Annotated in this window: 20 protein-coding genes and 1 pseudogene; 13 read left to right on the forward strand and 8 right to left on the reverse strand. The window is 51.5% G+C overall.

The genetic code is table 11. From position 1 onward, the window contains the following. Positions 1 to 2: 2 nt before the first annotated feature. Entirely contained in the window at positions 3 to 278 is a 276-nt protein-coding gene (yjfY, locus tag AAYN39_RS19465; protein ID WP_001756165.1) for a DUF1471 family protein YjfY, read from the reverse strand. A 193-nt stretch (positions 279 to 471) separates the two neighbouring features. Here yjfY and AAYN39_RS19470 point away from each other — a divergent pair, with 193 nt between their 5' ends. From AAYN39_RS19470 to AAYN39_RS19495, 6 genes are all read left to right on the forward strand, one after another. Next, positions 472 to 678 carry a hypothetical protein gene (locus AAYN39_RS19470; RefSeq protein WP_010989307.1) on the forward strand — a complete coding sequence of 69 codons (207 nt, stop codon included), beginning with the start codon at positions 472 to 474 and terminating at the stop codon, positions 676 to 678. A 70-nt stretch (positions 679 to 748) separates the two neighbouring features. Next, entirely contained in the window at positions 749 to 1,144 is a 396-nt protein-coding gene (gene rpsF / locus AAYN39_RS19475; RefSeq protein WP_001216673.1) for a 30S ribosomal protein S6, read from the forward strand. Between the two features lie 6 nt (positions 1,145 to 1,150). Beyond that, positions 1,151 to 1,465: a primosomal replication protein N gene (gene priB / locus AAYN39_RS19480; protein WP_001768658.1), complete on the forward strand. Its 315-nt coding sequence runs from the start codon at positions 1,151 to 1,153 to the stop codon at positions 1,463 to 1,465. 4 nt (positions 1,466 to 1,469) lie between these two features. Beyond that, positions 1,470 to 1,697, forward strand: a complete 228-nt coding sequence (gene rpsR, locus AAYN39_RS19485) for a 30S ribosomal protein S18 (RefSeq protein WP_000135199.1) — start codon at positions 1,470 to 1,472, stop codon at positions 1,695 to 1,697. Positions 1,698 to 1,738: 41 nt separating this feature from the next. Continuing rightward, positions 1,739 to 2,188 (forward strand): 50S ribosomal protein L9, encoded by a 450-nt coding sequence (rplI, locus tag AAYN39_RS19490; protein WP_001196065.1) that lies wholly within the window; start codon positions 1,739 to 1,741, stop codon positions 2,186 to 2,188. Positions 2,189 to 2,335: 147 nt separating this feature from the next. Further along, positions 2,336 to 3,262 carry a DMT family transporter gene (locus AAYN39_RS19495; RefSeq protein ID WP_000381071.1) on the forward strand — a complete coding sequence of 309 codons (927 nt, stop codon included), beginning with the start codon at positions 2,336 to 2,338 and terminating at the stop codon, positions 3,260 to 3,262. 49 nt (positions 3,263 to 3,311) lie between these two features. Here AAYN39_RS19495 and AAYN39_RS19500 read toward each other — a convergent pair whose 3' ends face one another. Beyond that, complete coding sequence (locus AAYN39_RS19500; RefSeq protein WP_001119449.1) at positions 3,312 to 3,947, reverse strand: OapA family protein; 636 nt, start codon at positions 3,945 to 3,947, stop codon at positions 3,312 to 3,314. 219 nt (positions 3,948 to 4,166) lie between these two features. Between AAYN39_RS19500 and fklB the strand changes: the two genes are divergently transcribed. The 4 genes from fklB to AAYN39_RS19520 all read left to right on the forward strand — a co-directional run bounded on the left by fklB (position 4,167) and on the right by AAYN39_RS19520 (position 9,366). Further along, complete coding sequence (fklB, locus tag AAYN39_RS19505) at positions 4,167 to 4,787, forward strand: FKBP-type peptidyl-prolyl cis-trans isomerase (protein WP_000235161.1); 621 nt, start codon at positions 4,167 to 4,169, stop codon at positions 4,785 to 4,787. A 295-nt stretch (positions 4,788 to 5,082) separates the two neighbouring features. Then, entirely contained in the window at positions 5,083 to 6,486 is a 1,404-nt protein-coding gene (gene cycA, locus AAYN39_RS19510) for a D-serine/D-alanine/glycine transporter (RefSeq protein ID WP_000228328.1), read from the forward strand. A gap of 337 nt (positions 6,487 to 6,823) precedes the next feature. Then, positions 6,824 to 7,963, forward strand: a complete 1,140-nt coding sequence (locus AAYN39_RS19515) for a DKNYY domain-containing protein (protein WP_000155542.1) — start codon at positions 6,824 to 6,826, stop codon at positions 7,961 to 7,963. A 14-nt stretch (positions 7,964 to 7,977) separates the two neighbouring features. Next, positions 7,978 to 9,366 (forward strand): hypothetical protein, encoded by a 1,389-nt coding sequence (locus AAYN39_RS19520; RefSeq protein ID WP_000944334.1) that lies wholly within the window; start codon positions 7,978 to 7,980, stop codon positions 9,364 to 9,366. A gap of 66 nt (positions 9,367 to 9,432) precedes the next feature. On the opposite strand, the gene ytfE is transcribed toward AAYN39_RS19520, so the two are convergent. From ytfE to AAYN39_RS19535, 3 genes are all read right to left on the reverse strand, one after another. Beyond that, positions 9,433 to 10,095: an iron-sulfur cluster repair protein YtfE gene (gene ytfE, locus AAYN39_RS19525; RefSeq protein ID WP_000331469.1), complete on the reverse strand. Its 663-nt coding sequence runs from the start codon at positions 10,093 to 10,095 to the stop codon at positions 9,433 to 9,435. A 102-nt stretch (positions 10,096 to 10,197) separates the two neighbouring features. Then, entirely contained in the window at positions 10,198 to 11,163 is a 966-nt protein-coding gene (locus tag AAYN39_RS19530) for a DMT family transporter (RefSeq protein ID WP_000623287.1), read from the reverse strand. Positions 11,164 to 11,243: 80 nt separating this feature from the next. Further along, positions 11,244 to 12,092, reverse strand: coding sequence for an SDR family oxidoreductase (locus AAYN39_RS19535; protein ID WP_000560623.1), 849 nt, complete (start codon positions 12,090 to 12,092; stop codon positions 11,244 to 11,246). Positions 12,093 to 12,179: 87 nt separating this feature from the next. Between AAYN39_RS19535 and AAYN39_RS19540 the strand changes: the two genes are divergently transcribed. Then, positions 12,180 to 12,566, forward strand: coding sequence for a helix-turn-helix domain-containing protein (locus AAYN39_RS19540; RefSeq protein WP_001201297.1), 387 nt, complete (start codon positions 12,180 to 12,182; stop codon positions 12,564 to 12,566). Between the two features lie 57 nt (positions 12,567 to 12,623). Here AAYN39_RS19540 and AAYN39_RS19545 read toward each other — a convergent pair whose 3' ends face one another. Continuing rightward, positions 12,624 to 14,567, reverse strand: a complete 1,944-nt coding sequence (locus tag AAYN39_RS19545; RefSeq protein WP_000589381.1) for a bifunctional 2',3'-cyclic-nucleotide 2'-phosphodiesterase/3'-nucleotidase — start codon at positions 14,565 to 14,567, stop codon at positions 12,624 to 12,626. A gap of 266 nt (positions 14,568 to 14,833) precedes the next feature. Here AAYN39_RS19545 and cysQ point away from each other — a divergent pair, with 266 nt between their 5' ends. Continuing rightward, positions 14,834 to 15,574 (forward strand): 3'(2'),5'-bisphosphate nucleotidase CysQ, encoded by a 741-nt coding sequence (gene cysQ, locus AAYN39_RS19550; protein WP_000893398.1) that lies wholly within the window; start codon positions 14,834 to 14,836, stop codon positions 15,572 to 15,574. On the opposite strand, the gene AAYN39_RS19555 is transcribed toward cysQ, so the two are convergent. Next, positions 15,564 to 16,121 (reverse strand): YtfJ family protein, encoded by a 558-nt coding sequence (locus AAYN39_RS19555; RefSeq protein WP_000175301.1) that lies wholly within the window; start codon positions 16,119 to 16,121, stop codon positions 15,564 to 15,566. The genes cysQ and AAYN39_RS19555 overlap by 11 nt on opposite strands. A 326-nt stretch (positions 16,122 to 16,447) precedes the next feature. Between AAYN39_RS19555 and AAYN39_RS19560 the strand changes: the two genes are divergently transcribed. Beyond that, positions 16,448 to 16,654, forward strand: a complete 207-nt coding sequence (locus AAYN39_RS19560) for a DUF1107 domain-containing protein (RefSeq protein WP_000689229.1) — start codon at positions 16,448 to 16,450, stop codon at positions 16,652 to 16,654. Between the two features lie 142 nt (positions 16,655 to 16,796). On the opposite strand, the pseudogene AAYN39_RS19565 reads toward AAYN39_RS19560, so the two are convergent. Further along, positions 16,797 to 16,897: pseudogene (locus AAYN39_RS19565) on the reverse strand (IS200/IS605 family transposase); the annotation flags it as partial.

Below are 16,897 nucleotides of genomic sequence, written 5' to 3' on the forward strand. Positions count from 1 at the left end.
TGTTAGCGATAAATATTCGCGCTGGCGTGTATGTTGCCGTTGCTACCCGGTTCCCGGATAAGTATGGCGTGATAATACATTGCGTTTCGCGCGTCGGCCTCGTCATTCAGCGCCAGATTGGCTTCGCTTTCCGTGGCGAAGTTATGGTTGATGTAGATCACGCCTAAGCTGCGCACATCATCCATATTTGTGGCCTGGTGATTATTTAACTCGATGGCTGCCGTTGCCGTTATGCCAGGCAAAAGCGCAGCCAGAAATAACATTATCCGGGCTCGCATAGAGTACCTCCTCAGCAGCGCGGTCTGGTTGGCGATATCCCCCTTTAGTGAATCGCTTCTGGTTTAATTTTAACCATAACCAGCCGCAGAGATGGCGACCTTTTCTGATGCTGTTGTTCAAAAAATTATCGCATTGTCGTTTTTTACCTGATTAACAACCCGTTGATGTATGCCGCTATGTTTAAGAAACCCTGTGTGGCAAAAAAGTACGCTGACCACAGTGTCAATTTTTCTGCCGCAACAGGCCGTTTATAGTGGCATGCGATATGAAGTTAATATCTCAGCAGCAAAATGTGACGGGACAGGCGTTACGTTCGGCACGATAAATAATTGTACAATCACCTTGAGTTTGCCCGCAGGCGCCAGTATTATAACGCGTCATTTTTCAGCCGACCTTTAACACGTTCCTTGCCTCCATGGGCCGCGGCTGACCCAGACAGGAGGCTGAATAATCCGTAAGGAGCAATTCGATGCGTCATTACGAAATCGTTTTTATGGTCCATCCTGACCAGAGCGAACAGGTTCCGGGTATGATCGAGCGTTACTCTGCTGCCATCACTGGCGCAGAAGGCAAGATCCACCGTCTGGAAGACTGGGGCCGCCGTCAGCTGGCTTACCCGATCAACAAACTGCACAAAGCGCACTACGTTCTGATGAACGTTGAAGCGCCGCAGGAAGTGATCGATGAGCTGGAAACTACCTTCCGCTTCAACGATGCCGTTATCCGCAGCATGGTTATGCGTACTAAGCACGCTGTTACCGAAGCATCTCCGATGGTTAAAGCGAAAGACGAGCGCCGTGAGCGTCGCGATGATTTCGCTAACGAAACCGCAGATGATGCTGAAGCTGGGGATTCTGAAGAGTAATTTCTGATGACCAACCGTCTGACGTTGTCCGGCACCGTGTGCAGGGCCCCCCTTCGAAAGGTCAGTCCATCAGGAATTCCGCATTGCCAGTTCGTGCTTGAGCATCGTTCTGTGCAAGAGGAAGCCGGCTTTCACCGGCAGGCGTGGTGCCAAATGCCCGTTATTGTTAGCGGACACGAAAACCAGGCCATTACTCACAGTATAACGGTCGGCAGCCGCATAACCGTTCAGGGGTTTATTTCTTGCCACAAGGCAAAGAACGGTCTGAGCAAAATGGTTCTGCATGCCGAGCAGATTGAATTGATAGATTCTGGAGACTAGCCATATGGCACGTTATTTCCGTCGTCGCAAGTTCTGCCGTTTCACCGCGGAAGGCGTTCAAGAGATCGACTATAAAGATATCGCTACGCTGAAAAACTACATCACCGAAAGCGGTAAGATTGTCCCAAGCCGTATCACCGGTACCCGTGCAAAATACCAGCGTCAGCTGGCTCGCGCTATCAAACGCGCTCGCTACCTGTCTCTGCTGCCGTACACTGATCGCCATCAGTAATCGGTCACGGTCCATTAATACGACTTTGAGAGGATAAGGTAATGCAAGTTATTCTGCTTGATAAAGTAGCAAACCTGGGTAGCCTGGGTGATCAGGTTAACGTTAAAGCGGGCTATGCTCGTAACTTCCTGGTACCACAGGGTAAAGCTGTTCCGGCTACCAAGAAAAACGTTGAATACTTCGAAGCACGTCGCGCTGAACTGGAAGCTAAACTGGCTGACGTTCTGGCTGCTGCAAATGCACGCGCAGAGAAAATCAACGCCCTGGAAACCGTTACTATCGCGTCTAAAGCAGGCGACGAAGGTAAACTGTTCGGTTCCATCGGTACTCGCGACATCGCTGACGCTGTGACTGCAGCTGGCGTTGACGTGGCTAAGAGCGAAGTTCGTCTGCCGAACGGCGTTCTGCGTACCACTGGCGAACACGAAGTGAACTTCCAGGTTCACAGCGAAGTATTCGCAAAAGTTATCATCAACGTGGTTGCTGAGTAATCAGTCATTCTCGTTTTTGCTAGCAACGAAACGTCGGCCCAGCGCCGGCGTTTTGCTTTTTTAACTCCATCGCTTTTCGACTGGCTATCTCCCCCTCTTTTCGCGATAATTAAAAATAAAACATTATTTTAATTTCTTGGTGAAAGAATGGATACCCAACGCCAGGCCTCCCCGTTTGCCCGCAAAAACGTCGTTTATGTGTGTGCCGCATTTTGTTGCCTGCTATGGGGCAGCGCTTATCCAGCCATCAAAAGCGGTTATGACCTCTTTCAGATAGCCACCGACGATATCCCTTCTAAAATTGTTTTTGCTGGTTATCGTTTTTTGTTTGCGGGTGGGTTGCTACTACTGTTCGCGCTGCTTCAGCGTAAACCGATTGGTCGGTTTCGTCCGCGCCAGTTTGCTCAGTTAACGTTACTAGGTCTGACCCAGACGTCGCTGCAATATCTCTTTTTCTATATCGGCCTTGCGTTCACCTCCGGCGTGAAAGGCTCAATCATGAACGCGACAGGCACATTCTTCAGCGTATTGCTGGCGCACTTTATTTATCAGAACGACCGATTGAGCTACAACAAAACGCTCGGCTGTATTCTGGGCTTTGCGGGCGTCATGGTGGTGAACGTCAGCAACGGCCTGGATTTCAGCTTTAATCTGCCGGGAGAAGGCTCCGTGGTGCTGGCTGCGTTTATTCTTTCTGCGGCCACATTGTATGGCAAACGTCTCTCGCAGACGGTCGATCCGATGGTCATGACTGGCTATCAATTGGGGATTGGCGGTCTGGTACTGGTCATTGGCGGTTACGTTTTTGGCGGTACGCTGACGATACATGGCTTCTCGTCGGTGGCGATTTTAGTCTACCTGACGCTGCTCTCGTCGGTCGCTTTTGCGCTATGGAACATTTTACTCAAATATAATCGCGTGGGGATGATTGCGCCGTTTAACTTTCTGATCCCGGTTTCTGGCGCGGCTCTTTCGGCTATTTTTCTCGGCGAGAATATATTGGAGTGGAAATACATGATTGCGCTGGTGCTGGTGTGTTCGGGGATTTGGTGGGTGAATAAGGTGAAGCGGTAATGCTTCACCTGAACGAATAGGGTATAGACGGGGTAAGGCGCAGCCGGCGTTACTGTGCGCGAATAAAACTGCCGTCAGGCTGACGCGTAAACAGCACCTGTTGACCGTTATCGCCATCTATCGTTAAACCTGTCACCACCCCGCTGGCATTCTGGCGAATTTTAATCATTTGACCATTTTTGAGGTTACTCAGCGGCTTGCCAGCGCCTTCTACCTGCGCCATTGCATAAACGTCTGTCGGGGGCAGTCCGTGGTCACGGAACAGTTGCGCCAGAGTTTTACCAGGCTCTACCCGGTACGAGCGCCATTGTTGACCGATGCCGCTATCCTGCTGGAAAGGCTGCGTCTGCGGCTGGTTTTGTTCTTCCGGCTGGCCTTCCTGGATAGGTTCCGACGCAACGGGCGCCACCTGATCCGGATCGTTTTGCGGCGCGACCAGTTGCGCCTGAAGCTGGGCCTCCGTCGGCGGCTGTGATTGCGATTGCAGATCCAATTGCGCTTCCCGCGTGACGACAGGCGAGTCGCTGGTCTCGCTGGCGGGCAGCAGGAAGCCGATCACCAGCACGATAGCGGCAATGATAATGCCACGACGATGCATAGGCGGCAGCGGCTCCATGATGCGAAAATTATCCGGCGCGTGCCAGATTTTCGCCAGGGTTGGTTTTAATTCAAAGCGCCCGGGCATGGTTTACCTCCTGCTCCGCATCTCGTTCCTTAATCATAGAGTATAGATGGCTAACGCTATGATACTGGTAGTGCTATCCGCTTTCGTGACATCAATACGGATAATCTATTGTTTCTTTTTCCCTGCGATTTGTCATCCTCCCTGAGACAAAGTTTTACCAGAAGAAGCGTGGCTGTTATGCTGCCCGCTACTTTTTTGATATCCGATGAAGGAAAAATAATGGCCACCCCGACTTTTGACACTATTGAAGCGCAAGCGAGCTACGGCATTGGTTTGCAGGTAGGGCAGCAGCTCAGCGAATCCGGTCTTGAAGGGCTGTTGCCTGAAGCGCTGGTTGCAGGCATTGCTGATGCGCTGGAAGGTAAACACCCGGCGGTTCCTGTTGATGTGGTGCATCGTGCGCTGCGTGAAATTCATGAGCGTGCGGACGCGGTGCGTCGTGAGCGTTTCAAAGCAATGGCGGCCGAAGGCGTGAAATACCTGGAAGAAAACCGCGAAAAAGACGGTGTGAACAGTACTGAATCTGGTTTACAGTTCCGCGTTCTGACGCAGGGCGAAGGCGCGATTCCGGCGCGTACCGACCGCGTACGCGTGCATTACACCGGTAAGCTTATTGATGGCACCGTATTTGACAGCTCCGTCGCGCGCGGCGAACCGGCTGAATTCCCGGTAAATGGCGTGATCGCCGGCTGGATTGAAGCGCTGACTCTGATGCCGGTAGGTTCCAAATGGGAACTGACTATCCCACAGGAGCTGGCCTATGGCGAGCGTGGGGCCGGGGCATCTATTCCGCCATTCAGCACCCTGGTGTTTGAGGTGGAACTGCTGGAAATTCTGTAAGCGCCCCGGGTTTGCCGGATGATGGCGTAAACGCCTTATCCGGCAACCCTGACTTCAGCAGATGCCAATATTTTATTTTGCAAATGGCGTCGTTACGTGTATTTTTGTGAGATAATTCGCATTATCAAAGTGATATAACACTCATTTTAAACATAAAATTAACATTGTATTTGAATCTTAGTATTCATCCCGCCGATTCTTACCTAATATCGATGAGTCCTGATAACAGGATCGTCGTATCATAGACCAAAGGCCGTAGAGCCCGCACAACACAGACAGGTACAGGAAGAAAAACATGGTAGATCAGGTAAAAGTCGCAGCCGACGAACAGGCTCCGGCTGAACAGTCGCTACGGCGCAATCTTACAAACCGTCATATACAGCTTATCGCTATTGGCGGCGCTATTGGTACCGGTCTGTTTATGGGATCGGGTAAAACGATCAGTCTCGCCGGACCGTCGATCATTTTTGTGTATATGATCATCGGTTTTATGCTTTTTTTCGTGATGCGCGCCATGGGGGAATTGCTGCTCTCGAATCTGGAATATAAATCGTTTAGCGATTTTGCTTCCGACCTGCTTGGCCCCTGGGCGGGATATTTCACCGGCTGGACGTACTGGTTTTGCTGGGTAGTGACCGGTATGGCTGACGTGGTGGCGATTACCGCCTACGCGCAGTTCTGGTTTCCCGGCCTTTCCGATTGGGTCGCCTCGCTGGCGGTAGTGGTCCTGCTGCTAAGCCTCAACCTCGCCACCGTTAAAATGTTTGGTGAAATGGAATTTTGGTTTGCTATGGTCAAAATCGTCGCCATCGTGGCGTTGATTGTGGTTGGGTTGGTGATGATTGCGATGCACTTTAAATCGCCGACCGGCGTTGAAGCGTCTTTCGCGCATCTGTGGAATGACGGCGGCTGGTTCCCGAAAGGTATTAGCGGGTTCTTTGCCGGTTTCCAGATTGCGGTGTTCGCCTTCGTGGGCATTGAGCTGGTCGGTACTACCGCCGCAGAAACTAAAGATCCGGAAAAATCGCTGCCGCGCGCGATCAACTCAATACCGATCCGTATCATCATGTTCTACGTCTTTGCGCTGATTGTCATTATGTCGGTAACGCCGTGGAGTTCAGTCGTACCGGATAAGAGCCCGTTTGTTGAGCTGTTTGTACTGGTGGGTCTGCCTGCCGCCGCGAGCGTGATCAACTTTGTTGTGCTGACCTCGGCGGCGTCTTCCGCCAACAGCGGCGTCTTCTCGACCAGCCGTATGCTGTTTGGCCTGGCGCAAGAAGGCGTGGCGCCAAAAGCGTTCGCTAAGCTATCGAAACGCGCGGTACCGGCGAAAGGCCTGACCTTCTCCTGTATCTGCCTGCTGGGCGGCGTGGTTATGCTGATGGTCAACCCGAGCGTGATTGGCGCATTCACCATGATCACTACGGTTTCGGCCATCCTGTTTATGTTTGTCTGGACCATCATTCTGTGTTCATACCTGGTGTACCGCAAAAAGCGTCCCCACCTGCATGAAAAATCCATCTATAAGATGCCGCTCGGTAAGCTGATGTGCTGGGTCTGCATGGCGTTCTTTGCGTTCGTGCTGGTATTGCTGACGCTGGAAGATGATACGCGCCAGGCGCTGATCGTGACGCCGCTGTGGTTTATCGCGTTGGGTCTGGGCTGGCTGTTCCTGCGTAAGAACAAACTGGCTAAATGACGGATTTATCCCTCTCGCTTAGGCGAGGGGGTATGCGCATAACGTACCCGCCGGGGCGCTTTCTTCATTTTTACGCCCCATTTTGTCGCTTCCCGCTCCTTAACGAGCTATTTTTCTCGCCACATTTGATAGCGTATGGAGATGAAAAGCTCAGGAAATGAGTGTTTGTCCGCTGATGCAATGACGCGAAAAACGTTTCTTCAGGAAGGGCAGCTGTAAATTGCAGGCTGACGGTAAGTGCCGCCTTGATGAATTCCTATAATGGCGGCTCGCGCTGGATAATACGTTGAAAAAGTGGTTTAAGTAACAAATTAATCTCCTATTTCAAACTGTAATTATGACCATTCGACGCTGGATTTTAAGCGCTACGCTTTTGCTGCTGCCCGTTCCCGCGTTCGCAGATTTTCAGTATCAGCAGGATAAGGACGGCGTTTTTTATACCGCCGACGACGAACCGCAAATTCTCTCCCGACTGCCTGACGTTAGCTATTCGCATTTACGGCGTATTGCCGATTTATCTCACCCGCAAGACCCTCGCCCGTTAATAGAAATCAATCCCGACAGCCATAACTGCGACGACAATCATATTTGTCAGCACGCTTATCTCAGCGATGGGCACTTTATCCTGTGGGCAGGCAAAATCGTCCAGAATACCGGGGATGAGCCTGCCGTTGATGTTGCCAGCTTTCAGTCTTTTGGCGCCTTTGCCGCCGATAAACACGGTCTCTATTTTGATGGTAAACGTCGTGATAGCAATGCGGGTGAAAAACGTGTGGATATGGCAACTCTGGCAGAGACGAAAATCTGGAATCTGCTGCGGGATAAAAATAATCTCTATTATGAAGGCCGCTGGCTGGGGCGGGCCGATGGGTTTCGCGTGTTGAGGCTGGATTCCACTTCGGCAAGGGAGTTTATTGTGACGACGGCGCAACGGGTGATTGTGAACGGCATACCCATTACCGCTGATGCTAATACGTTTCAAATCATTCGCTGGATGCCTGGCGAGGTACTAATTTATCGTGATAAAACCGGTAAGCATGACTATGAGATTGATAATTCCAGTCGGTACTGCGGCTATTTTAATATTGGCCTGCGTGAGGTGACATGGCTGAAGCATGAGGCAACCAACGCCGGGAGCAGTTGTAAAGTGGAAACCCTGCCGGGTGTCGATCCGGAGTATTTTTTTCGTCTGAACGGGAACACCGGTTGGTATAAGGATCGTATTTATCAGGTGAGCACGAATGCGTTGGGCGAGGGGGTGCTGCGCATTTTTACGTCGCAGGAAAAACTTCCGGCGCTGAAAATAGATAGAGTTACCTATAATTACTACCATCTGGCTTTGTCCGCGGATGGGCAATTATATCGCCAGATCTCACGTGATCAATGGCAGAGCTATAACCCGATATTAACAGAGTGGACGACGGTATCACCAGCGCCCACTGACGTTATCTCTTTGCTTCCCTCTGATTACCACTAGCGCAGGATGGCGCAATGTTGAGAATAAAACAGTTCTGTTTATCGATTTTATTAATGCTGGCACCAGTGTTAGCTCTGGCCTGTTCCGACATTCCATATGCTTTGTTTCACTATCAGCCGTGGGGGCAGGGAACGAAATATGTAGTTGAAGAAGATTATGGTTATAGTATTAATTTTAAAGATATTGAAATTCGAGAGGTAAAATTTAGTCAACTACGGCACGTTCCTGACCGCATTGTTAATGAATATAATGACCGTGGAAAAATGAGTAATGATTTTGTTCATGTCGCCGCTTTTTCATCGCTAATAAAAAATGATTTCTGGCAGTTTTATTGGCTAACCGACGGCCAGCATATTTTATGGGCTGGGAAAATCGTACAAAATCCACCGGGTAAGCCGCCAGTGGATGCAGCGACTTTTCGGGCGTATGGACGCTTTGCCGCTGATAAAGATAGTCTTTACTTCGACGGCGAGCGCACAGATGATAATCATGGTGAAAAAAGGGTCGATATGGATTCGTTGCAGCAGGTCGGCGGCAACATCAAATTACGCGACTCCGGCGATGTGCTTAAAGACAGGCGCAACCTCTACTTTCAGGGACGCTGGCTGGCTAGTGCGCAGGGATATTCCATCCTGGGCGTTAAATCCTGGGAGCAGCGTAATATTCTGTTTTCGCCGACCAGCTGCGATACTACATCTAATCCTGGCCCGTGGGACACTATTCTGCGTACCGCCACGCAGGTTTTTGTTAATGGTGTGGCAATTGATGCCGATCCGAACTCTTTTCATGTTGTGCGCTGGGTCGCTGGCGTGCAGTTACTCTATCGCGACAAAGCAGGCGTAAAACGCTATTACTTCGGCAAAGACTGTCTCAATACGTTTAATGTACAGCGGGATAAGGTGACATGGATGACGCGAGAGGCATCGCGCCGAGGCGATGACTGCCGAATAGCGACTATTCCCAATGTTGATCCAGAATATTTCCATCCCATTCATTACAATTGGACGGTAGCACAGTACAAAGATCTATTGTACCAGGTGAAGTATGTCTCTCCGGTCGACAGGGTATTAACCATCACCCGCTTGCCTGATCCGCAGGTACAGCTGAAAGCTGGCGCTAATTTGGTGGGTAAACAGATCTATTTTATCGGCGATGGGGGAGTGCAGATTATCGACCTTATTGGACCATTGGTGTGGTTTAAAAGTCCCGATGGTTCATTTTCTGATGTTTTTGCTCATGACGATCGTTATCTCTATTTCTTCGGTGATACGCTGGTAGATAGCGGGCAACGGCGTAACGTAACGCGGACGCTGGATACTGCGCATATCGACAAGAGCGGTTATTATCTGGTCACTGAGGAGGGGAAATATGAGGTTATTAATAATGCATTCACCTCTCGCTAAAAAGCGTTAGTCGATTCAGAATAAACGATCCTGTCTATGCGTTCAGGATCGTTTATTGGCGATGGATTATTCCCCGGCCAGCGCGCGTGGGAACAGCACGTTATTCTCCAGGCTGATGTGCTCCATCAGAGCATCAATCATCTCATTAATGCCGTTATACATCGCTTTCCAGGTGGTGCAGGCTTCTGGCGGCGGCGTTACATTTTGGGTGACGTGTTTGATGACGTCTACCAGCTCTCCCGCCTCGTCATGCTCGCTTTCCATTACGCTTATCGGGCCCGTTGCCTGGCGACCCATACCCTGTTTGATCATGGGGAACAGGATCTGTTCTTCTTTCATCATATGGCTGGAAAGCTCTTCATGCAGCGCGGTGAGATATTTTGTCAGGCCGCGTGGGACGTTTGGCTTATCCGCGTGAACGCGTTCCACTTTGGTTGCCTGCAGGATAAGCTCCGGCAGTTGTTCGCGGTGTCGGTCATGATAGCGCACAACGATATGGTCAATAATGTCCGCCAGCGGAACGGCGCGCCAGTCTTTTTCGATGGGCTGTTCAGCCAACTGCGCGAGTTGCGCTTCAATAATGTCAATATCGACGTCGTGACGAGCGGCGGCGCGCGCCAGCGTCTGTTTTCCGCCGCAGCAGTAATCCATATCGTACTGGCGAAACAGCGCCGATGCGCGGGGAATAGAGAGCGCCAGTTCGCCTAAAGGTTGATCGCGATAAGCCATAGCCGTTACCTCATTTGCAATAATATAAGTTGTATTTTAAATGCATCTTTAAGGCGAGGCTATAACTCTTTCGGGGTGCGTATAATTTAAGCCAGGATGAGATTAGCGTTCCGTGACCGGAACGACGGTCGCTTTTTCCGGTTTCGCTCTCACGGCAATAACCACGCCCGCCACCAGGAGCGCAATGCCGCTTAACGTCAGGAATGGCGGGATTTCCTGGCGCAGAATGAAGGTATAGAGCAGTCCTGCCAACGTTTCAAAAACAATCAGCGGCCCTAAAATCACGGTTGGCAATTTTTGGCTGGCGATATTCCAGCACAACGCGCCCACCCAGGAACACAGCACCGCGATGGCGATCATCAGACCGATAAACAGCGCGGGATGCGGGCCAAAGGGCAGGGTAAACATCGGGTTCTGGATACTCAGCCACAGACAGGTTGCCGCATAGCCGATTAACGAGACCGGCAGCGTAACCAGCGCCTGCGCCGTTGCCCACATCATGGGATGTTTGTCGGGATTTTCCCGCAGCCAGCGGGCGTTGCGCAGCGCATACCATGCCCAGCACGCTACGGAAATCAGCGCCAGCACAATGCCTGAACCATAGCGCCAGCCGCTAACATCGGACAATCCCTGGCTAAGTTCAGCAATATTGACGCACAGCAGGCCAAAACCGATAAGCGCCAGCGCGGGCGCTAAACGTAGCCAGGATAATCTGCCGTCTCGTTGGCTATAGAGAACGTTAGCGAAAAGCGGAATGACGACCGGCAATGTCCCGATGATCATCGTCGAAACCGGCGCGCCGGTTCGCTGAATGGCGCTGGCGAGGCAGGCGTAATAGATTACATTGCCCATCAGGGTCAGCGACAGGGCGGTGGACCAGTCTTTGCGCGTCAACTGGCGTAACCGCGTGCGGCCTAACCAGGCAATCGGCAGGGCAATCAGCCCCAGCGCCAGATAGCGTCCCATTGACTGTAAGAGGGCCGGGTAATCCGGCACGATTAACGGGCCGACGAAAATCAATCCCCACATTAGCCCTGCCAGCAGGGCGTATAGCACGCCGCTAATCATCAGATTCTCCTCATAAACCGTTCCGTCATTATCAGAGAAGGTCTATGAGGATGCCATATAAATTAACTAAATTTTAACACTTACAGTACGGAGCGAAGGCTTTCTGTGAGCGCCGTCGTCGGGCGACCGATGAGTTTACGCAGCGTATGGCTGTCATCAAACAGACCGCCTTTCGCCGCGCCAGCGTCAGAATTGGCCAACATATCCGCCAGTCCGTCAGGCAGGCCTGCGCCTTTCAGCGCGGCGGCAAAATCGACTTCGCTCAGGTTCTGGTAGACGATTTTTTTTCCGCTCTGATGAGTAAGTTCATCCGCCAACTGGCTTAATGTCCAGGCGTTATCACCCGCCAGCTCGTAAACATTCCCGGCGTGACCCTCTTCACGGATGACGCGCGCGGCGGCGGCGGCATAGTCAGCGCGCATTGCGGAGGCGATTTTCCCTTCTCCCGCCGCGCCAATAAAGACGCCATGCTTCAGCGCGGCAGGGACGCTCGCCAGGTAGTTTTCCGTATACCAGCCGTTACGTAATAGCGTGTGAGGAATACCTGACTCAGCCAGCATCTTTTCCGTTTCAATATGTTCATCGGCGAGCGCCAGCGGCGATTTATCCGCATGTAGCAGGCTGGTATAGGCGATGAATTTCACCTTCGCGGCAATGACGGCCTGAATGACGTTGCGGTGCTGCGCGGTGCGTTGTCCCACTTCGCTGGATGAAATGAGCAGCAGTTTATCAACGCCCTGTAAGGCGGTGGTCAGCGCAGCTTCGTTAGCGTAATCCGCCTGGCGAACGGCAATCCCGCGCTGACTGAGCGGGGCGGCTTTTTTCGGGTTACGGACGATCGCGACAAGGTGACTGGCGGGCGTCGTTTTTAGCAGGTTTTCAATAACGTGTTGGCCCAGTTGGCCTGTTGCGCCAGTGATAGCAATCATGGTGAACTCCTCAGTGTTGGTCTTGTGTTTTATTACGCTACCACCTAAACTTACTTTTAGTAAGTACGTACAAAAAGGTAAGTATCAATGCGCGCTCATACTCTTTCCCGGCAGTTGCGTGAAGGTAATCTCTTTGCTGAACAGTGCCCGTCCCGTGAGGTGTTAAAACATGTCACCAGTCGCTGGGGCGTACTGATTCTGGTCGCGTTACGCGACGGTACACACCGTTTTAGCGACCTGCGCCGCAAGATGGGAGGCGTGAGTGAAAAGATGCTGGCGCAGTCGTTACAGGCGCTTGAACAGGACGGATTTCTTAACCGGGTGTCATATCCAGTTGTTCCGCCGCATGTGGAGTACAGCCTGACGCCGCTTGGCGAGCAGGTGAGTGATAAAGTCGCCGCGCTGGCGGACTGGATAGAACTGAATTTGCCCCAGGTATTGGCGCAGCGGGAGCGTTTATCAGATGGCGGCTAGCGCTTTATTCGGCCTGCCAGTCAGGCCGAATAAACGCAGCGCCATACGGGACTCACGTTACTTGCTCAAATCCACCTGATAAATGGCAAAACCGATATCATCGACACCAACCTTTTTCATCGGATACTGCCCTTTCTCTTTAATGAAGGCCGCGGCTTTATCGCCTGGCGATGTTTCAAAGCGGATATCCAGCGCCGTATCGCTGTGGATTGGCGCCAGACGCCAGTTATTATCCGCCGCCGGATGGATTTCGCCCGCGCGTTTTGACTCTGCGCCAATCCATGCCGCCAGCACGGCGCGATTTTCATCCGGAGACGCAAAGGCGATATGGCTGTCGCCCGTGCCGGCAAACTTGCCGCCGTAAGCGCGATAGTTATTCGTGGCGACCAGGAACGTAGCGTTCGGGTCGACAGGCTTACCGTTAAAGGTCAGGTTTTTAATACGTTCCGCCTGCGGATTCACCATCTGGCATTCGCCATCATAGCGGGCGGGCTGTGACACATCGATTTGATAATTCACACCGTCAATGACATCGAAATTATAGGTGCGAAAGCCATCCCAATTGATCAACGATTGCGGTTTGTTGCTGTGAATATCAATCTGATTAAACTGTCCGGCAGAACATTCCAGCCACTCTTTTACCTCCTTGCCGCTGGCTTTCACCACCACCAGCGTATTCGGATAGAGATAAAGATCCGCGGCGTTACGGAAGGTCAGCTGGCCTTTTTCCACCTCGACAAAGCTGGCAGGATCGTTCTTACGCCCGCCAACTTTAAACGGCGCGGCGGCGGACAGCACCGGCAGTTTCGCCAGATCCGGATCGCCCTGAATAAAGTGTTCCACATACGCTTTTTGCGCGTTATTCACCACCTGTACGGTAGGATCGTCCTGCACCAGAGCAAGATAACTGTACATATTATCGGCGGATTTACCGATGGGCTTGCTGACAAACTCGCGGGTGGCATCGTGATCGGCTTTCAGAATACCGACCAGCTTACTGTCTTCCGCCGCCAGCGACTTTTTAGCGGCGGCGTCGTAAATAGGCCGCGCTTCCGCTTTCGCCTGCGTAACCTGCCATTTGCCGCTGTCGTTATTGAGCACCAGATCGACCACTCCCAGATGGTCGCCCCACATGCCTGGCATTACCGCAGGAATGCCGTTAAGCGTACATTTGGCGATATCCGCGCCTTTGATGTCGGCAAAATCTTTACCGGGGAAGACGGCGTGGGCGTGACCAAACATAATCGCGTCGACGCCGGGAACTTCGCTGAGGTAATAAACCGAGTTTTCCGCCATGCTGTGGTACGGATCGGCAGAAAGGCCTGAGTGAGCAATGACTACCACGATATCAGCGCCTTTCTCGCGCATTTCGGGCACATATTTCCGGGCGGTTTCCGTAATGTCATTGACGGTAACTTTGCCGCTCAGATTCGCTTTATCCCAAATCATGATTTGCGGCGGAACAAAGCCGATATAGCCGATTTTCAGAGTGTGCGGGTGGCCGTCTTTATCAATAACGCTCGTCTCTTTAATCAGATAAGGCGTAAAGAGCGGCTTTTGGGTTTTAACGTCGATAATATTGGCGTTAACATAAGGGAATTTCGCGCCGGCCAGCGCGTTATGCAGATAGTCCAGACCATAATTAAACTCATGGTTGCCGAGGTTTCCAACCGCGTAATCCAGAGTATTGAGCGCTTTATAGACCGGGTGAACATCACCGTCTTTGAGCCCTTTTGCCGCCATATAATCGCCCAGAGGGCTCCCCTGAATCAGGTCGCCGTTATCCACCAGCACGCTGTTTTTGACTTCATTTCGGGCGGCATGAATCAAACTTGCGGTACGTACCAATCCGAATTTTTCGGTTGCGGTATCCTTGTAATAATCGAAATCCATCATGTTGCTATGTAAATCAGTAGTTTCCATGATACGGAGATCGACGGTGGCCGCATTCACGCTGGCGGCGATCAGCGTAGCCAGAAGCGTTGCACTAAACTTAATCATCAGAGGCACCTTTTAAGAACGCAATAGAAAAGCCGGATAGTGAAAAATAGCGATGATAAACAGTGAAACCGGTATCGTTCCGACCGTCGCCAGAAGAAGGCGAAACCGCCCCATCCGGCCGATTTTTTGCGAGTGTTCACAGAAAGGTGAATCATGCCATGAAAGCTATTATCAAAACCGCTGACGGTATCACAGTTGGCGGAACCCTTAACGATCGGGTATAAGTAAAACAACGAGTTAACGCCCCCGTCATAAAGAGGTGGAGAATGTTAGAACAAGTATGCCAGCTTGCACGGAACGCGGGCGATGCCATTATGCAGGTTTATGATGGAGCCAAACCGATGGAGTACGCCCGCAAGCAGGACGATTCTCCAGTCACTGCGGCGGATATCGCCGCACATACCGTGATTCTCGAAGGGTTACGCACGCTCACGCCGGATATTCCGGTGCTTTCAGAAGAAGATCCGCCCGCCTGGGAAGTGCGCCAGCACTGGCAGCGTTACTGGCTGGTCGATCCGCTCGACGGCACCAAAGAATTCATCAAGCGCAATGGAGAATTCACGGTCAATATCGCGCTGATTGAGCAGGGCAAGCCGGTGTTGGGCGTTGTCTATGCGCCGGTGCTGAAAGTGATGTACTACGCGGCGGAAGGTAAGGCCTGGAAAGAGGAGTGCGGGGTGCGTAAGCAGATTCAGGTGCGGGATGCCCGCCCGCCGCTGGTGGTGATTAGCCGTTCGCATACGGATGATGAACTCACCGAATATCTCCAACAGCTTGGCGAACATCAGACTACCTCTATTGGTTCCTCGCTGAAATTCTGTCTTGTGGCGGAAGGACAGGCGCAGCTTTACCCCAGATTTGGGCCGACCAGCGTCTGGGATACTGCCGCAGGTCATGCCATTGCCGTTGCAGCCGGGGCGCACGTTCACGACTGGCAGGGAAAAACGCTGGACTATACCCCTCGTGAATCGTTCCTTAACCCCGGCTTCCGGGTGACTATTTACTGAGGAGCTTATGCAGCAGGTCGACCACCTGCTGTACCTCTTGCTGGGTTAACGCGCCATCTTTCACCCATTGAACCCGACCGTCTTTGTCAAGCACGATGACGGCGGACCCCTCTTCTTTTAATTGCCAGGCGTTACGCGCCACGCCATTGCTGTCGACAATAAATTGCGACCACGGGTAGAGCTTTTTATTACTTTCTATACTGCTACGCACGAACATACCGGAGCCTGGGATTGCATCATCGGTGTTCACAATTGTGGTCGTCTGGTATCTGTCATGCGGGAGCTTGGCTGATTTAATCGCTTCAATCAGCGTGGCGTTTTTTTCCTTCGCTGACGTTCGACCCGCAATGTGCAGCAGGACGCGCACTTTTCCCGCCAGCTGCGCGCTATTCCAGTTTTTATAACTAAACTCATCTTTATTCAACGTCAGTTCGCCACGATCGGCAATGCCTACCGGCGGCACCCGTTGGTTATCTTCAAGGTTATGCGCACAAGCCATTATGGGGAGTAGCAGACACGACATCGCCAGAATTTTACGTAGGGTCATGGTCATTCCTTCTTTATTTTTTTGCAGGTGATCCGACCACTTTGGGCCGACAGTTAATCATATGTGCGATTGATGCTTTTTCCCGCAAAGGGGATGCCAGTTTGCGGGCGGGTGCACACTTCCTGTGAAAAATGAAGGCATATACTGAGAAAAATGAGCTGATGTTTAGATAATTCTGAATAACTGTAATCAAAAGGTAAATATACTTATGCACACTGGAAACGACGTAGATATGGTCTATAGTCATATGGCATTAAAATTTGCGCCTTAAAACTGTTGGGCCGATTGTGGCACCGCAAGGGCGTAATACTCTGCAGGAGACAACAATGAAAATTTTCCAACGCTACAACCCGCTACAGGTGGCGAAGTACGTGAAGATCCTGTTCCGTGGACGGTTATATATCAAGGATGTTGGCGCTTTTGAGTTCGATAAGGGTAAGATTCTTATCCCAAAAGTGAGAGACAAGCAGCACTTGTCTGTGATGTCTGAAGTTAACCGTCAGGTTATGCGTCTGCAAACTGAGATGGCGTAACCAAAAGTGCTATGCAGTAGGTTAAAAAAGTAAAATAAATATCCTCCGGCATAGCCGGAGGTTTTTCTGATGCGCCTGTAAGGCTCTCTTACCAGCCGCGCCCTAACAGGCGCATACGATCTGACATTTGCATCAAACTTCGTTACTTACGGCCCGTAAACGGGCTGCCCGGATACGGGATCGATAATTGCTCACCCATTTTATCCTCTTCAAGCTGGTGCTTTATGTAGTCCTGTATCTTCG

The organism is Salmonella sp. K21076 (genome assembly GCF_039650795.1).
Taxonomy (GTDB): Bacteria; Pseudomonadota; Gammaproteobacteria; order Enterobacterales; family Enterobacteriaceae; genus Salmonella; species Salmonella enterica.

Coding starts and splice junctions, on each gene's coding strand:
- cycA (WP_000228328.1), top strand. CDS start 5,083: ATGGTAGATCAGGTAAAAGTCGCAGCCGACGAACAGGCTCCGGCTGAA.
- cysQ (WP_000893398.1), top strand. CDS start 14,834: ATGTTAGAACAAGTATGCCAGCTTGCACGGAACGCGGGCGATGCCATT.
- AAYN39_RS19530 (WP_000623287.1), bottom strand. CDS start 11,163: ATGATTAGCGGCGTGCTATACGCCCTGCTGGCAGGGCTAATGTGGGGA.
- AAYN39_RS19545 (WP_000589381.1), bottom strand. CDS start 14,567: ATGATTAAGTTTAGTGCAACGCTTCTGGCTACGCTGATCGCCGCCAGC.
- AAYN39_RS19515 (WP_000155542.1), top strand. CDS start 6,824: ATGACCATTCGACGCTGGATTTTAAGCGCTACGCTTTTGCTGCTGCCC.
- AAYN39_RS19500 (WP_001119449.1), bottom strand. CDS start 3,947: ATGCCCGGGCGCTTTGAATTAAAACCAACCCTGGCGAAAATCTGGCAC.
- rpsF (WP_001216673.1), top strand. CDS start 749: ATGCGTCATTACGAAATCGTTTTTATGGTCCATCCTGACCAGAGCGAA.
- rpsR (WP_000135199.1), top strand. CDS start 1,470: ATGGCACGTTATTTCCGTCGTCGCAAGTTCTGCCGTTTCACCGCGGAA.
- priB (WP_001768658.1), top strand. CDS start 1,151: ATGACCAACCGTCTGACGTTGTCCGGCACCGTGTGCAGGGCCCCCCTT.
- yjfY (WP_001756165.1), bottom strand. CDS start 278: ATGCGAGCCCGGATAATGTTATTTCTGGCTGCGCTTTTGCCTGGCATA.
- AAYN39_RS19520 (WP_000944334.1), top strand. CDS start 7,978: ATGTTGAGAATAAAACAGTTCTGTTTATCGATTTTATTAATGCTGGCA.
- AAYN39_RS19555 (WP_000175301.1), bottom strand. CDS start 16,121: ATGACCCTACGTAAAATTCTGGCGATGTCGTGTCTGCTACTCCCCATA.
- ytfE (WP_000331469.1), bottom strand. CDS start 10,095: ATGGCTTATCGCGATCAACCTTTAGGCGAACTGGCGCTCTCTATTCCC.
- AAYN39_RS19560 (WP_000689229.1), top strand. CDS start 16,448: ATGAAAATTTTCCAACGCTACAACCCGCTACAGGTGGCGAAGTACGTG.
- rplI (WP_001196065.1), top strand. CDS start 1,739: ATGCAAGTTATTCTGCTTGATAAAGTAGCAAACCTGGGTAGCCTGGGT.
- AAYN39_RS19495 (WP_000381071.1), top strand. CDS start 2,336: ATGGATACCCAACGCCAGGCCTCCCCGTTTGCCCGCAAAAACGTCGTT.
- AAYN39_RS19535 (WP_000560623.1), bottom strand. CDS start 12,092: ATGATTGCTATCACTGGCGCAACAGGCCAACTGGGCCAACACGTTATT.
- fklB (WP_000235161.1), top strand. CDS start 4,167: ATGGCCACCCCGACTTTTGACACTATTGAAGCGCAAGCGAGCTACGGC.
- AAYN39_RS19540 (WP_001201297.1), top strand. CDS start 12,180: ATGCGCGCTCATACTCTTTCCCGGCAGTTGCGTGAAGGTAATCTCTTT.